Source organism: Agrobacterium sp. InxBP2 (genome assembly GCF_026191755.1).
GTDB classification, from domain to species: domain Bacteria; phylum Pseudomonadota; class Alphaproteobacteria; order Rhizobiales; family Rhizobiaceae; genus Agrobacterium; species Agrobacterium pusense.
Genome location: NZ_JAINDY010000034.1, coordinates 16,207 through 29,163 on the forward strand (window position 1 = coordinate 16,207; position 12,957 = coordinate 29,163).

Genomic DNA, 12,957 nt, shown 5'->3' on the forward strand with positions numbered 1-12,957 from the left:
TTCATTCCCTCAGTCAGTTGGACGCAGCCGTCTGGGCTTCCACCGGTCTTATCCGGTCACCATCACGCACGAATGCTCCAGCTTTCTCGACAACCTTGTCTCCAGCGGCAAGGCCGCTGACGATCTCGATGAATCCACCGTCTTCTATGCCGGTCTCGATCTTCACCTGCTTGACGACGTCGCCCTCCACCTTGCGGGTGGTCGAGCCTTCACGCCCTGAAGTGACAGCCGAGAGCGGCAAGGCGAGCGCGTTCGTCTCCTCGATCACGATCTCTGCGCTGGCATACATGCCCGATCGCGCCGGGCTGTTTTCCGGCAGCACCACATGCACGGAACCGAGGCGCGTCGTCGGATCGACGGTCGGCGAAACGAGGCGCACCTTGCCTTCTATTTTCGCTCTTCCGCCAGCAACCGTCAAATAGGCTTTCTGGCCGACTTTCACGTTTTGAATGTCGGTTTCGGAAAGATCGGCAACAAGTTCGATGGCGCCGTCCTTGATGACGGTGAAAAGCGGGTTTCCGGCGCCGCTGGCAATCGCGCCCACCTTGGCGTTCTTGGCTGAAACGATGCCGGCGACCGGGGTTTTCACGCCGGTGCGCGTGAGCTTGAGATCGATATCGGCGATCTGCGCGTCAACCACCTTGATGTCGGCTTCGCCGGCGGAAACGGCCTGCTTGGCCGCATCGAGGCGAGCCTGCGCCACCTGCGCGAGGGCTTCGGTCTTTTCCGTTTCGGAAATGGAGCCTGAACCGGTCTGGCTGAGCTTGGCGGCGCGGTCGCGCTGGCGAAGGGCGTCGGCCAGATTGGCCTGCGCCTCCAGCACCTGCGCCTTGGACTGGGTGACGGAAGCTTCGGCCTTGGCCTTGTTGGCTTCGAGCTGGCTCTTTTGCAGGACGAGGCTATCGGAGGACAGGACGGCCAGAACCGCATTCGCCGCCACCCGGTCGCCGATATCGGCGTTCAACGTGTCGATCGACAGGCCGTCGACCAAGGGCTGGACGTAGATTTCGTCCACCGGGCGGATTGTGCCTGTCGCGATAACACGGTCAACGAGGTCGCGCTTTGCGACATGCGCGACGATGATCGAGGGCACGTTCTGCTGTTTCACCGGCGCCTGTGCCTCTCCCTCCGCGGCTGCTGGAAGGGGAAGCGCCGTTGCGGACAGAAGAAGAAGGAAAAGAATGCGGTTAAACGTGACTTTATGCTGCATATGTCTTGGCTCGCGCAATATCCGCTCACATGTCCTGCAGGCTGCGGCCCGTATCTTAAAAGGTCATGCGATGGCGAATGTGAAACAAGGGATCACAATACTCCCTTTTCGATCCTCCCGATTCGAACGCCCCTCAACGCGAATCTCAAGCACCTTTGCCCTGTGCTTTTTCTACAAGATCAAATTTGGCAGTCTTGTGGGCGGGACTGTAATTCTTGTTGTCGTGCAAATCAATCCGCATAGCCACGAGGGTTGATATACATTTTTGTATAGGCCGAGGTGTTGTAATTGGTTTGATGGGTTACCACTGCGTGACGCGGCCTGGAATTCTGACAACGCCTAATACGCCGTCATTCTCGGGCTTGACGCGGATCCAGGCACGTCGCCGCAATCGAAATGTCGGTAAATCCTCGGTCAAGCCCGAGCATGACGGAAGAGAGGTTGTCATTCAAGAAAATCGCGCGGTCAACGCCGCGCGATCCTATCTTCCCGCCCGCGCCTACTTCAACGCAGCGTCGGTAATTTCGGTCGTATATGCGCCCGAGGGCTCCTTGGTGATAACGGGGTCGGAGCCGCCGCCGAGCAGGGTCTTCACTGTTCGCTCGTAATCCGCCTTGTCGAGAGCGCCCTTCGAGCCGGCGGTGAGTTTTGCCACTTCGCCCATCATGCGCTTCTGGTGCTTTTCGGTCTGCGCGCCGGAGGCGTCGTTTTCGAGAACGATATCGGCGGCCTCGTCAGGGTTTTCCTCGGCCCATTTCCAGCCCTTCATGGAGGCACGGACGAATTTGACCATGTCCTCCTTGAACTTGGCGTCCTTCAGCTTGTCTTCTAGAACGTAGAGCCCGTCTTCCAGCGTCGCCACGCCTTCGTCTTCATATTTGAAGGTGACGAGGTCATCAGGCTTGATGCCGGCATCGAGGACCTGTCCATATTCATTATAGGTCATGGTGGAAATGCAGGCGGCCTGTTTCTGCAAAAGCGGATCGACGTTGAAGCCCTGTTTCAGCACGGTAACGCCATCGGCGCCGCCGGTGGTCGGAATTTTCAGGTGCGCCATCCACGACAGGAACGGATATTCATTGCCGAAGAACCAGACGCCCAGCGTCTTGCCTTTGAAATCATCAGGCTTCTTGATGCCGGTTTCTTTCAGGCAGGTCAGCATCATGCCCGATGATTTGAATGGCTGGGCGATATTGACCAGCGGCACGCCCTTTTCACGCGTGGCAAGCGCAGACGGCATCCAGTCGACGATGACGTCGGCCCCGCCGCCGGCCAGAACCTGCGCGGGCGCAATATCCGGGCCGCCGGGCTTTATGTCGACATCCAGGCCTTCGGCTTCATAAAAGCCCTTGTCCTTGGCGACGTAATATCCGGCGAACTGCGCCTGGGTGACCCATTTCAGCTGCAGGGTGATCTTGTCGGCGGCCTGAGCGCTAAATGCGGTCAGCAGTGACGCCCCGGCAAGAAGCATGGATGCAAGTTTCATTTTCATCGCTGTTCCCTTTTTCGTTATTTACGTTCGTCCCCCACGGACGGACGGATGCCAGAAGGTGACGGCCCGTTCTGCGAGCGCCACAAGACCGTAAAAGCCCGAACCTGCGAGCGCCGCCACGGCAATCTCGGCCCAGACCATATCGACATTGCTGCGGCCCATTTCCGCCGAGATGCGGAACCCCATGCCGACGATGGGCGTGCCGAAGAATTCCGCGACGATGGCGCCGATCAGGGCGAGCGTGGAGTTGATCTTCAGCGCGTTGAAGATGAAGGGCCAGGCGGCGGGCAGGCGCAGTTTTATCAGCGTGGGAAACCAGCCGGCGGCATAGGTGCGCATCAGGTCGCGCTCCATGTGGCTGGCGGCAGCAAGCCCCTGCACCGTGTTCACCAGCATCGGGAAGAAGGTCATGATGACGACGACGGCGACTTTCGACTGCCAGTCGAAACCGAACCACATCACCATGATGGGTGCCACACCGACGACCGGCAGGGCGGAGACGAAGTTGCCGATGGGCAGAAGCCCGCGTTGCAGGAAAGGCGAGCGGTCGATGAGGATGGCGACGAGGAACCCGAGGCCGCAGCCAAGGACATAACCCGTCAGTACGGATTTGATGAAGGTCTGGCGGAAATCCGCCCAGAGGATCGGCAGCGAGCCGAGAAGGCGGGCGAGAATGGCGCTCGGCGCCGGCAGCAGGATGGGCGGCACGGAAAATCCGCGGACCATCCCTTCCCAGAGAACCAGAATGGCAAGGCCGAACAGCAGCGGCACGGCGAGGCGGCTTATGCGTTTCGCGCTCTGGGAAATAAAGGCATGGCGTACCAGCCATTCGTTGAAGGCCCAGGCGGCAAGCCAGAACAGGATAGCGCCGATAAACCAGCCGGGGTTCGTCATGGCCGTGCTCCCATTCGCTTGAGGACGGCGGCATGGGCGACGCCGATGATCGATACCAGAATGGCGGCGACACCGGCTGCCATGAACAGCGCCGCCCATATCTGCACCGTCTGGCCATAATAGGAACCGGAGAGCAGTCTCGCGCCGAGACCCGCAACAGCGCCTGTCGGCAATTCACCGACGATGGCGCCGACAAGCGCGATGGCGATGGCGATCTTCAGCGATGTGAAGAGATAGGGCAGGGCGGCGGGCCAGCGCAGCTTCCAGAAGATCTGCGCCGGTGAGGCATTATAGGTGTGCATCAGGTCAAGCTGCAGTGTTTCGGGGCTTCTTAAGCCCTTCACCATGCCGACGACGATGGGGAAGAAAGAGAGATAGGTCGAGATCAGCGCCTTCGGCAGCAGCCCGGAAATGCCGATGGAGTTCAGGACAACGATGATCATCGGCGCGATGGCGAGAATGGGGATCGTCTGGCTGGCAATGATCCACGGCATGACGGAGCGGTCCATGGCGCGGTTATGGATGATCGCGACCGCCAGCAGGATTCCCAGCACCGCGCCGATGGCGAAACCGAGCAGCGTGGCCGAAAGCGTGACGCCGGCGTGGTAGACGAGGCTGCGCTTGGAGGTGACGGCCTTGTTGACGGTGGTATCCCAGAGTTCCGCGATGATCTGATGCGGCGCGGGGAGGACCGGGCGCTCCTGTGCGAAGGTTTGCGGCAGGAGTTCGAGGAAGCCCGGCGTCTGGCCGGCGCGGGTGGCCTGGTCGCGGGCGAAGGGCATGTTGAGGTAGATGACGGCGAGATGCCAGAGGATGAGGATGGCGAGGAGGACGGTGAGGATGGGGAGGACGCGGTGGCGGAGGAGGGTCATGGGGTTTTGCTCCGCTGCGTGCATTGAGGGTGATGGTTAGCGGTGACCTGTGGGTGAGGCTTACCCCCCTCTGCCCTGCCGGGCATCTCCCCCACAAGGGGGGAGATCGACTCGTGGCATGGTCGCGGCCATCTCAACGCCTGTGGAAAGAGCATTGGTAGCGCTCCTTGCCGATCTCCCTCCTTGTGGGGGAGATGTCCGGCAGGACAGAGGGGGGTAACACCTGCCGCAACGGCGTCTTTTCCAGCATCACCCCTCATAACCATGCCCCGCCTTCAACCCCTCACGCACCCGATGCGCAATCGCCAGAAACTCCGGCGTCTCGCGAATTTCCAGCGGCCTTTCGCGCGGCAAAGTGGATTCAATCACATCGGTCACCCGGCCCGGCCGCGGCGACATCACGACGATCTTGGTCGAGAGATAAACGGCTTCCGGTATGGAGTGGGTCACGAAGCAGATGGTCTTGCCGGTCGTATCCCAGAGTTTCAGCAGCTGTTCGTTCAGATGATCGCGAACGATCTCGTCCAGTGCGCCGAAGGGCTCGTCCATCAGAAGCAGGTCGGCATCGAAGGCGAGCGCGCGGGCGATGGAGGCGCGCTGCTGCATGCCGCCGGAAAGCTGCCAGGGGTATTTCTTGCCGAAGCCGTTGAGGTTGACGAGGTCCATGGTGCGGTCGATGCGCTCGCGCTGCTCGGCCTTGCTGTAACCCATGATTTCGAGCGGCAGGGCGATGTTCTTTTCGATGCTGCGCCATGGATAGAGTGCGGCGGCCTGAAAGACATATCCATAGGACCGGTCCTTGCGGGCATTTTCCGGCGTGGTGCCGTTGACGGTGATGTCGCCCGACGTGTGTTTTTCCAGATCGGCGATGACCCGCAGAAAGGTGGTCTTGCCGCAGCCGGAAGGGCCGATGAAGGAGACGAAGTCGCCCTTTTTCACGTCGAGATCGACATTGGACAGAGCGTGAACCGGGCCGTCCCCCGTTTCGAAAGTGAGGCCCAGTTTTCTGGCGGAAACGACGGAATAGGAAGAGGCCTGGTTCATCGCGACTTGGTTTCACTTTCCGTAAGTGCGGCGCGCGCCAGCGGCAGCATCTGGGTTTCCGTCAGTCTGGCGATGGTGACGCCGGGGGTGCGGTCTAGATCGAGCCAGCGGACTTCCTCGATTTCCGCCTGCGGGGTGACCTCGGAATGAAGCCTGGCGGTAAAGGCATGGGCGACGACATCAGCGCCCGGCTCATTGGCGGCTTCCTCGCGAAAGACGCCCTCATAACGCGCGGCATTTTCGGGCAGCGTCAGGCCGATTTCCTCGGCCAGCTCGCGGCGAAGCGCCTGTTCCGGCGTTTCGCCCGGATCGATCTTGCCGCCCGGCTGCATGAACTGCGTGGTGCCGCGCTTGCGCACCACGAGCATCTGCCGCTTCTCGTTGAGCAGGATGGCGGCGGCGATGAGGATTTCGCGTTTCGGCTCGCTCATGATCACACGCCCGATGCCGGAATGCCCGTGCGTTCCACCTTGCGTGGCGATACGAGCTCCTTCCAGGTGGAAAGCGCCTGGCTGACGGCCGGATAGGGATCGCGGGCGATGAACTGGCCGTGGCCGGCCTGTGTCTCGATGGTGCCTTCCTCAACGCTCACCAGCCCGCGCGAGAGCGTGTAGCGCGGCAGACCCTTTACCTTCTGCCCTTCGAACACGTTGTAATCGATGGCCGATTGCTGGTTTGCCGCACTGATGGTCTTTGTGAGCGCCGGGTCCCAGACGACGATATCGGCGTCGCTGCCGACGAGGATCGCGCCTTTCCTCGGATAGATATTGAGGATCTTGGCGATGTTGGTGGAAGTGACGGCGACGAACTCGTTCATCGTCAGCCGGCCGGTCGCCACGCCGTGGGTCCAGAGAAGCGGCATGCGATCTTCCAGCCCGCCGGTGCCGTTCGGTATCTTGCGGAAATCACCGAGGCCGAAACGTTTCTGATCTGTGGTGAAGGCGCAATGGTCGGTCGCCACACATTGCAGCGAGCCGGAGGCCAGACCCGCCCAGAGGCTGTCCTGATGCTGACGGTTGCGGAATGGCGGTGACATGACGCGGCGGGCGGCGTGATCCCAGTCGGGATGGGCATATTCACCTTCGTCGAGGATCAGGTGCTGGATCAGCGGCTCGCCATAGACCCGCATGCCGTTTTGCCGGGCGCGGCGGATGGCTTCATGGGCCTGTTCGCAGGAGGTGTGGACGACGTAAAGCGGCGCACCGGCCATATCGGCGATGATGATGGCGCGGTTGGTGGCCTCGCCTTCCACGGAGGGCGGGCGGGAATAGGCGTGCGCCTCCGGCCCGACATTGCCTTCCGCCATCAATTTTTCCTGCATCTGCGCGACGATATCGCCGTTTTCCGCATGCACGAAGGGAATGGCGCCGAGCTCCGCGCAGCGCGAGAAGGAGGCGAACATCTCGTCGTCATTCACCATCAGCGCGCCTTTATAGGCCATGAAGTGCTTGAAGGAATTGATGCCCTTTTCCTGAACCACCGTCTTCATCTCATCGAAGACCTGTTCGCCCCACCAGGTGACGGCCATGTGGAAGGAGTAATCGCAATTGGCGCGCGTCGCCTTGTTGTCCCAGCGTTGCAAGGCATCGAGAAGCGATTGCCCCGGCTCCGGCAGGCAGAAATCCACCACCATCGTCGTGCCGCCGGAAAGCGCCGCCCGCGTGCCGCTCTCGAAATCATCGGCGGAATAGGTGCCCATGAAAGGCATTTCCAGATGCACATGCGGATCGATGCCGCCGGGCATCACGTAACATCCGGTGGCATCCAGCACGGTGCCGCCGGTGAGATCAGGGCCGATCTCGGTGATCCTGCCGCCCTCGATCTTCACATCGGCCTTGTAGGTGAGATCGGCGGTGACGATGGTGCCGTTTTTGATAATGGTAGCGGTCATTGCACGATCTCCGCAGTCTCCAGCACGGCATGCAGCAACACGTCGCAGCCGGCCTTTGCCCATTCGGGTGAAATTTCTTCGGCCTCGTTGTGGGAAAGCCCGTCCACGCAGGGGCAGAAGATCATGGTGGAGGGGGCGACTCTGGCCGTCCAGCAGGCGTCGTGGCCGGCGCCGGAGATGATGTCCATGTGGCTGTAGCCCAGTCGTTCGGCGGCGGAGCGTACGCGCCCGACGAGGATAGGATCGAAGGTGACGGGGTCGAAATGGCCGATGGCTTCGATCGAGCAGCCGACGCCGAGTTCTTCGGCGATGGCGGGCACCTCGCGTTCGAAGATGGCGCGCATGCTGTCGAGCTTTGCCTGCGAGGGGGTTCTGAGGTCGATGGTGAAGACCGCCTTGCCGGGCAGCACATTGCGGGAATTGGGCGTGAAGATCATCTGGCCGACGCCGGCGACGGCTCCCGGCTGGTGAGCCATCGCCACTTCCTGCACCTTTTCGAGGATTCGCGCCGCGGCAAGGCCGGCATTAACGCGCATCGCCATCGGGGTGGAGCCGGTATGGGCTTCCTTGCCGGTCAGCGTCACTTCCAGCCACCACAGGCCCTGGCAATGGGTGACGACGCCGATCTGCTTGTTTTCGGCCTCCAGGATCGGGCCCTGTTCGATGTGATATTCGAAATAGGCATGCATCTTGCGCGCGCCGACCTCTTCCTCACCCAGCCAGCCAATGCGTTTCAGCTCCTCGCCATAGGTTTTGCCGTCGGTATCCGTGCGGCTATAGGCGTAATCGAGATCGTGAATGCCGGCGAAGACCCCCGACGCCAGCATGGCAGGCGCAAAGCGGGCGCCTTCCTCGTTCGACCAGTTGGTGACGACAATGGGGTGTTTCGTGCGGATATTGAGGTCGTTCAGGCTGCGCACGACTTCCAGACCAGCCAGCACGCCAAGCACGCCGTCATATTTGCCGCCGGTCGGCTGGGTATCGAGATGGCTACCGATATAAACGGGGAGCGCGTCCGGGTCCTCGCCGGCGCGGGTGGCGAACATGGTGCCCATGCGGTCGACGCCCATCGTCAGGCCTGCCGCTTCGCACCAGCGCTGAAAAAGGCGGCGGCCTTCCGCATCCTCATCCGTCAACGTGCGGCGATTATTGCCGCCGGCAATGCCGGGGCCAATCTTCGCCATATCCATCAGACTATCCCACAGACGGTCGCCATTGACCGTCAAGTTCTTACCCGCCGTCATGAAGTGTCGTCCTCACCTGTTTTGTTTTTATCAAAGCAAAGCTTGTGCCGTTCCCTTTTTTGCCGGTTAAGATAACAGCCATTGCCTTGTGGCGGCGATGATGGATAAATTGACCGGCTGGTAAACATTGCAAATTCGCGATGGCGTCAGCAAGGGAATTTGTGACGAAACGCAGTAATTTTGCCTAAGCTATGAACGTCGATTATTTTTTAAGCATACTGTAGCGGCAATTGCATTGAAAAGAAACAGAGAGCTGAGAATGGCCATACCGCGCGCAGCGAAAACACAGAAGCGGACCCGCATTCAGGAGGAAAAGCAGGAAGCGATTCTTGAAGCCGCGCTCAGTGTTTTTTCCACGAATGGGTTCCGCGGCTCCACCATCGACCAGATTGCGGAAGCGGCCGGCATGTCCAAGCCGAATGTGCTTTATTACTTCCGCACCAAGGAGGCGATGCATCGTGCGCTGATCGAGCGGGTGCTGGACACGTGGCTCGACCCGCTGCGCGCTTTCGATGCCGAGGGTAATCCTGAAAGCGAGATCCGCTCCTATATTCGCCGCAAGCTGGAAATGTCGCGCGATTTCCCGCGCGAAAGCCGGCTGTTTGCGAACGAAATACTGCAGGGCGCGCCGCATATCGAGGATGAACTGAAAGGCCCGTTGAAACAGCTGGTGGATGAGAAGGCCGAGGTGATCCGAGCCTGGGTGAAGGCGGGGCGGATGGCCAAATGTGACCCTTACCACCTTATTTTCTCGATCTGGTCGACCACCCAGCACTATGCCGATTTCGATGTACAGGTGCGGGCGGTGCTGGGCGACAAGAATGGCGGCGAGGGACGTTTCGAAGACGCGGCCCGCCATCTGGAACAGCTTTTCATGGGCGGGTTGCGGATAAACGGCTGATCGGCCTGCTTCTCGCGATTATGTGATAAGCCCTCCGCATAAAAACATGAGGAAATTTATCACCTTTATACTTTACTCCAAAACTCATCTTTATTATGTTGCCGGCATCCCGAACGTCGGGGCCCGATATCGGGGTATCAAAAACCAACCGGCAGGTGAGGGAATGGCACGCAAGGAAAAGAAGAAGGCCGAACGTGGCGGCAAGCAGGGCAAAGGCGCTCCCCAGACCGAGCGGGACGTGGCCGAACAGCAGCTTTCCGGTCCGAAAAGCTTTCTTTATGTCGGCGGCCGTGACTGTCAGGTTGCCCATCTTCGCCAGATCGCCAGCAATTTCGGCGCCGAACTGATCCACCACGACGGCGGCCTGCGTGAGGCGGTGTCGCGCATCGATACCGTGCTTCCTTCCGTCGACTGCGTTTTCTGCCCGATCGACTGTATCAGCCACGATGCGTGTCTGCGGGTGAAGTCCGGTTGCAAGAAGTTCGGCAAGACGTTCATTCCGCTGCGCAATGGCAGCAAATCAAGTCTGGAGCGGGCGCTGCAGACGATGAATGAACGGAGCCCCAGCGATGAGCGACGAGCGCAATAATTTTCCCGACGAGCACCGCACGGCGGACACGCCGTGTGGTGTGGAACTGCACAAGATGGCCGAACAGGCGAGCGATCCGGCCACGACGGAATTTTATGACATCATCGGCGAACGCGAAAGACGCAGCCGCGTTGCCGGAAGCGGCGGCAATGTGGTGACCTTTCCTCATCAGCGCGCCCGCCAGCCGGGTGAAACGACGGCCTTTCAAACAGGTGTGGCGGCTGAAAAAGGCCGCAACATTCTGCCGTTTCGCTGGACGCGTGGTTAGCGTTAAATCCTTGCCGAGAGGGCAAGATCGCGCCAGGTGTGAGGGAAGCTCCGCTCGCACTCCGGGTCACGATGCAGATGCCCTAAAAACAATCAGCCTTTCGGCTTCAGAAACGCTCCCGCGCACAACACCAGCCAACCCGCGATCATGCCGATGCCGCCCAGCGGCGCAGCGTATGGAAACAGGCTGTGGCCGGAAAAATGCCTGATAACGAGATCGCCGGCGAAGATCGCCGTGCCGAGACCGAGGATCAAGCCCGCCGGAATGGCGGTCCTGATGCGATCCGCACCGATATGGAGCGCGATAAGAACCGGCGCATGCGCCAGCGCCATGGCGGAAGCATTACCGAGCATATAGGTCTCGCCGGTATGGGTGGCAGCGGCGGCAAGCATGACGCCGGCAGCACCCAGCAGGCTGCCCAGCAACAGAATGAAGGCCCGTAATCTGGCCCCGGGCACCGTCGCTATGGTCGCGTTCTGCGTGGTCATTGGCTGTCCGCCTCCCGGTTCTGCATGTGAAAGGCGAGCCTCTCGATCGGGGGCCATATGATGTCGCGCAGCTTGGGATTTTCGATCGTCTCCTCCATGGCGCGGCGGAAGCAGAGCAGCCATTCATCCCGCTCGGCAGGGCCGATGGGGGCGACGAAATGGCGGCGGCGCAGCATCGGGTGGCCGTGCTTCTCGACGTAGACCGGCGGTCCGCCAAGATATCCAGTCAGGTAATCGTAGAACTTCGCTTCGCTGCCGGAAAGATCGGCCGGGTGGATGGCGCGGCAGCGGGCTGCTTCCGGCAGGGTATCCATCAGTTGATAGAAGCGCCGGGTGAGCGCCCTGACGGTCGCATCGCCACCGATCGCTTCATAAAGGGTAATGGTTTCGCCAGTCATAATCCGCCTCTCGTGGCCCTCCGGCTCTTATCGCTCCGCGGAGCCGGAAGAGCAACAGGCACGGGCAGGGTGCGACATTTGGGACAGATTAAAAAGGGCAGATGCCGGGCTTGCCCGGCATCATCCAAAAATCATCCAAAATTTCGGATAAGGTCGAGCCCCTTGCTCAAAAGCGTCTCGGCCTCATCCTGATTGGCAGCTTCGACGTAGCAGCGCATTTCCGGCGCGTTGCCTGACGGGCGGAAGTGGATGGTGCTGCCGTCGGTCAATGACACGCGCAGGCCGTCGATGTCGCTCAGGCCTTTCACCGTGCCAACCGGCGCGAGGAAGGCTTCGAGATTGGTGCGCGAGGCGCGCAGATGAGCCATCAGCGCGGCGCTCTTTTCCTGCGCGAAATTTTCCAGGCGGTCGGCGGCGGCGACCGGAAGGTTATAGGCTGCGGCGATTTGCGACAGCGGTTTTTTCTGTTCCGACGAAAGAAGCAGCACGGCAAGAACGGGCAGGAAGCTGTCACGCGTAGGCAGCGGCGAGAGGGGCCTGCCGTTAAGCGTGAAGGAAGAGGCCGTCAGCAGGCCGCCATTCGCCTCGAAGCCCATCACGCCGTTCTTGCCGGATGAAAGGGCGTCTGCCATGCCGGCAATGACGAAAGGCGAGCCAACCTTCGTACGAACGACCTCAAAGGAACCATTGGCCTCGATGCCGGAATTGGACGTCACAGGGGTGACAACGACGCCTGCGCCAAGGAAATTGGCGGTGATGAGGCCAATGAGGTCGCCGCGCAGCGGTACGCCCCTTTCATCGGCCAGAAGGGGGCGGTCACCGTCGCCATCGGCGGAAACAATGGCGTCGAGACTGTGCTCAGGAGCCCATTTTCTGAGAAGCGAAAGCGTCTCCGGCGAGACCGCCTCCGTATCGACGGGGATGAAGGTCTCCGAGCGGCCGAGCGGAACGACTTCGGCGCCGTAATGGGCGAGAACGTCGACAAAGAGATCGCGCGCCACCGTGCTATGCTGGTAAACACCGATCTTGAGGCCTGAGAGGGCCTTTTCCGGCAACAGCGCGATGTTGCGTTCGTAGAATAGTTCGGCTGCGGTGGCGGAATGGTCTTCGGCAGTCGCCGTTTCGTCGCTGGTGCCTTCCGCTTCGATTTCGGCGGCGAGGGCTGCGATGGCCGTCTCGTCCTGCTTGTCGATTTCGCCATCCGGGCGGTAGAACTTGATGCCGTTGCGGTCCGCCGGTATGTGGGAGCCCGTGATCATCAGCGCGCCCGCCTTCAGCGACAGAGCATAAAGCGCCAGAGCCGGGGTGGGCACCGTGCCGCAATCGAACGGCGTGAGGCCTGCCTTTTTCAACGCCGCGATGCAGGTGGCGGACACATCGGGGCTCGAATCGCGGAAATCGCGGCCAACGAGAATGGGGTCGCCCGCCTTTGCCTGGCCCGATGTGAGAAGGTGCCTCGCAAATGCCGTGGCATAAACGGCCGACGCTTTTCCTTTCAGATCGACGGAGAGGCCACGAAGGCCGCTCGTTCCAAATTTCAGGCTCATTCTCAACTCCGCTTCCGTAAAATCCTTGAGGGCCAAATGGATAGTTCAAAAATGTAACGCTTGAAAGAACCGTATCGATCCATTCACGTCAATCCTCCCCTTCCCTGGAGGCCGCGAAT

General features: G+C 60.7%; 13 protein-coding genes and 1 pseudogene. 3 read left to right on the forward strand and 11 right to left on the reverse strand.

What is annotated here, in order from left to right; all coding sequences use genetic code 11:
* Positions 1-13: 13 nt before the first annotated feature.
* The 8 genes from K7A42_RS21925 to K7A42_RS21960 form a co-directional block, all read right to left on the reverse strand.
* Entirely contained in the window at positions 14-1,210 is a 1,197-nt protein-coding gene (locus K7A42_RS21925) for an efflux RND transporter periplasmic adaptor subunit (RefSeq protein ID WP_006699561.1), read from the reverse strand.
* Positions 1,211-1,709: 499 nt separating this feature from the next.
* The gene (locus tag K7A42_RS21930; protein WP_004443268.1) at positions 1,710-2,702 is read right to left on the reverse strand and encodes an ABC transporter substrate-binding protein; all 993 of its coding nucleotides are present in this window, start codon (positions 2,700-2,702) and stop codon (positions 1,710-1,712) included.
* A gap of 21 nt (positions 2,703-2,723) precedes the next feature.
* Positions 2,724-3,596 carry an ABC transporter permease gene (locus K7A42_RS21935; protein WP_137068922.1) on the reverse strand — a complete coding sequence of 291 codons (873 nt, stop codon included), beginning with the start codon at positions 3,594-3,596 and terminating at the stop codon, positions 2,724-2,726.
* On the reverse strand, positions 3,593-4,468 hold the full coding sequence (locus tag K7A42_RS21940) for an ABC transporter permease (RefSeq protein WP_278066966.1): 876 nt from the start codon (positions 4,466-4,468) through the stop codon (positions 3,593-3,595). The genes K7A42_RS21935 and K7A42_RS21940 overlap by 4 nt, the downstream gene beginning before the upstream one ends.
* 249 nt (positions 4,469-4,717) lie before the next feature.
* Positions 4,718-5,512 carry an ABC transporter ATP-binding protein gene (locus K7A42_RS21945; RefSeq protein WP_282455866.1) on the reverse strand — a complete coding sequence of 265 codons (795 nt, stop codon included), beginning with the start codon at positions 5,510-5,512 and terminating at the stop codon, positions 4,718-4,720.
* Complete coding sequence (locus tag K7A42_RS21950) at positions 5,509-5,943, reverse strand: NUDIX hydrolase (protein WP_282455867.1); 435 nt, start codon at positions 5,941-5,943, stop codon at positions 5,509-5,511. The genes K7A42_RS21945 and K7A42_RS21950 overlap by 4 nt, the downstream gene beginning before the upstream one ends.
* 2 nt (positions 5,944-5,945) lie before the next feature.
* The gene (hydA, locus tag K7A42_RS21955; RefSeq protein WP_282455868.1) at positions 5,946-7,403 is read right to left on the reverse strand and encodes a dihydropyrimidinase; all 1,458 of its coding nucleotides are present in this window, start codon (positions 7,401-7,403) and stop codon (positions 5,946-5,948) included.
* A complete protein-coding gene (locus K7A42_RS21960; RefSeq protein WP_282455869.1) occupies positions 7,400-8,647 on the reverse strand; it encodes a Zn-dependent hydrolase in 1,248 nt (415 codons plus the stop codon). Before K7A42_RS21960 ends, hydA begins: the two co-directional genes overlap by 4 nt.
* Positions 8,648-8,906: 259 nt before the next feature.
* Here K7A42_RS21960 and rutR point away from each other — a divergent pair, with 259 nt between their 5' ends.
* The 3 genes and pseudogenes from rutR (at position 8,907) to K7A42_RS21975 (ending at position 10,405) form a co-directional block, all read left to right on the forward strand.
* A complete protein-coding gene (gene rutR, locus K7A42_RS21965; protein ID WP_004443251.1) occupies positions 8,907-9,548 on the forward strand; it encodes an HTH-type transcriptional regulator RutR in 642 nt (213 codons plus the stop codon).
* Positions 9,549-9,813: 265 nt separating this feature from the next.
* Positions 9,814-10,137, forward strand: a pseudogene (locus K7A42_RS21970) (DUF2325 domain-containing protein); the annotation flags it as partial.
* A complete protein-coding gene (locus tag K7A42_RS21975) occupies positions 10,118-10,405 on the forward strand; it encodes a hypothetical protein (protein ID WP_037091754.1) in 288 nt (95 codons plus the stop codon). The pseudogene K7A42_RS21970 and the gene K7A42_RS21975, both read left to right, overlap by 20 nt.
* Before the next feature lie 92 nt (positions 10,406-10,497).
* On the opposite strand, the gene K7A42_RS21980 is transcribed toward K7A42_RS21975, so the two are convergent.
* The 3 genes from K7A42_RS21980 to uppO all read right to left on the reverse strand — a co-directional run bounded on the left by K7A42_RS21980 (position 10,498) and on the right by uppO (position 12,838).
* Complete coding sequence (locus tag K7A42_RS21980) at positions 10,498-10,893, reverse strand: DUF423 domain-containing protein (RefSeq protein WP_004443245.1); 396 nt, start codon at positions 10,891-10,893, stop codon at positions 10,498-10,500.
* Positions 10,890-11,291 carry a group II truncated hemoglobin gene (locus K7A42_RS21985; RefSeq protein WP_004443244.1) on the reverse strand — a complete coding sequence of 134 codons (402 nt, stop codon included), beginning with the start codon at positions 11,289-11,291 and terminating at the stop codon, positions 10,890-10,892. The genes K7A42_RS21980 and K7A42_RS21985 overlap by 4 nt, the downstream gene beginning before the upstream one ends.
* Before the next feature lie 131 nt (positions 11,292-11,422).
* Complete coding sequence (gene uppO / locus K7A42_RS21990; RefSeq protein ID WP_282455870.1) at positions 11,423-12,838, reverse strand: polysaccharide biosynthesis phosphomannomutase UppO; 1,416 nt, start codon at positions 12,836-12,838, stop codon at positions 11,423-11,425.
* Positions 12,839-12,957: the final 119 nt, after the last annotated feature.

Coding starts and splice junctions, on each gene's coding strand:
- K7A42_RS21925 (WP_006699561.1), bottom strand. CDS start 1,210: ATGCAGCATAAAGTCACGTTTAACCGCATTCTTTTCCTTCTTCTTCTG.
- uppO (WP_282455870.1), bottom strand. CDS start 12,838: ATGAGCCTGAAATTTGGAACGAGCGGCCTTCGTGGCCTCTCCGTCGAT.
- K7A42_RS21985 (WP_004443244.1), bottom strand. CDS start 11,291: ATGACTGGCGAAACCATTACCCTTTATGAAGCGATCGGTGGCGATGCG.
- rutR (WP_004443251.1), top strand. CDS start 8,907: ATGGCCATACCGCGCGCAGCGAAAACACAGAAGCGGACCCGCATTCAG.
- K7A42_RS21945 (WP_282455866.1), bottom strand. CDS start 5,512: ATGAACCAGGCCTCTTCCTATTCCGTCGTTTCCGCCAGAAAACTGGGC.
- K7A42_RS21930 (WP_004443268.1), bottom strand. CDS start 2,702: ATGAAAATGAAACTTGCATCCATGCTTCTTGCCGGGGCGTCACTGCTG.
- K7A42_RS21980 (WP_004443245.1), bottom strand. CDS start 10,893: ATGACCACGCAGAACGCGACCATAGCGACGGTGCCCGGGGCCAGATTA.
- hydA (WP_282455868.1), bottom strand. CDS start 7,403: ATGACCGCTACCATTATCAAAAACGGCACCATCGTCACCGCCGATCTC.
- K7A42_RS21950 (WP_282455867.1), bottom strand. CDS start 5,943: ATGAGCGAGCCGAAACGCGAAATCCTCATCGCCGCCGCCATCCTGCTC.
- K7A42_RS21935 (WP_137068922.1), bottom strand. CDS start 3,596: ATGACGAACCCCGGCTGGTTTATCGGCGCTATCCTGTTCTGGCTTGCC.
- K7A42_RS21940 (WP_278066966.1), bottom strand. CDS start 4,468: ATGACCCTCCTCCGCCACCGCGTCCTCCCCATCCTCACCGTCCTCCTC.
- K7A42_RS21975 (WP_037091754.1), top strand. CDS start 10,118: ATGAGCGACGAGCGCAATAATTTTCCCGACGAGCACCGCACGGCGGAC.
- K7A42_RS21960 (WP_282455869.1), bottom strand. CDS start 8,647: ATGACGGCGGGTAAGAACTTGACGGTCAATGGCGACCGTCTGTGGGAT.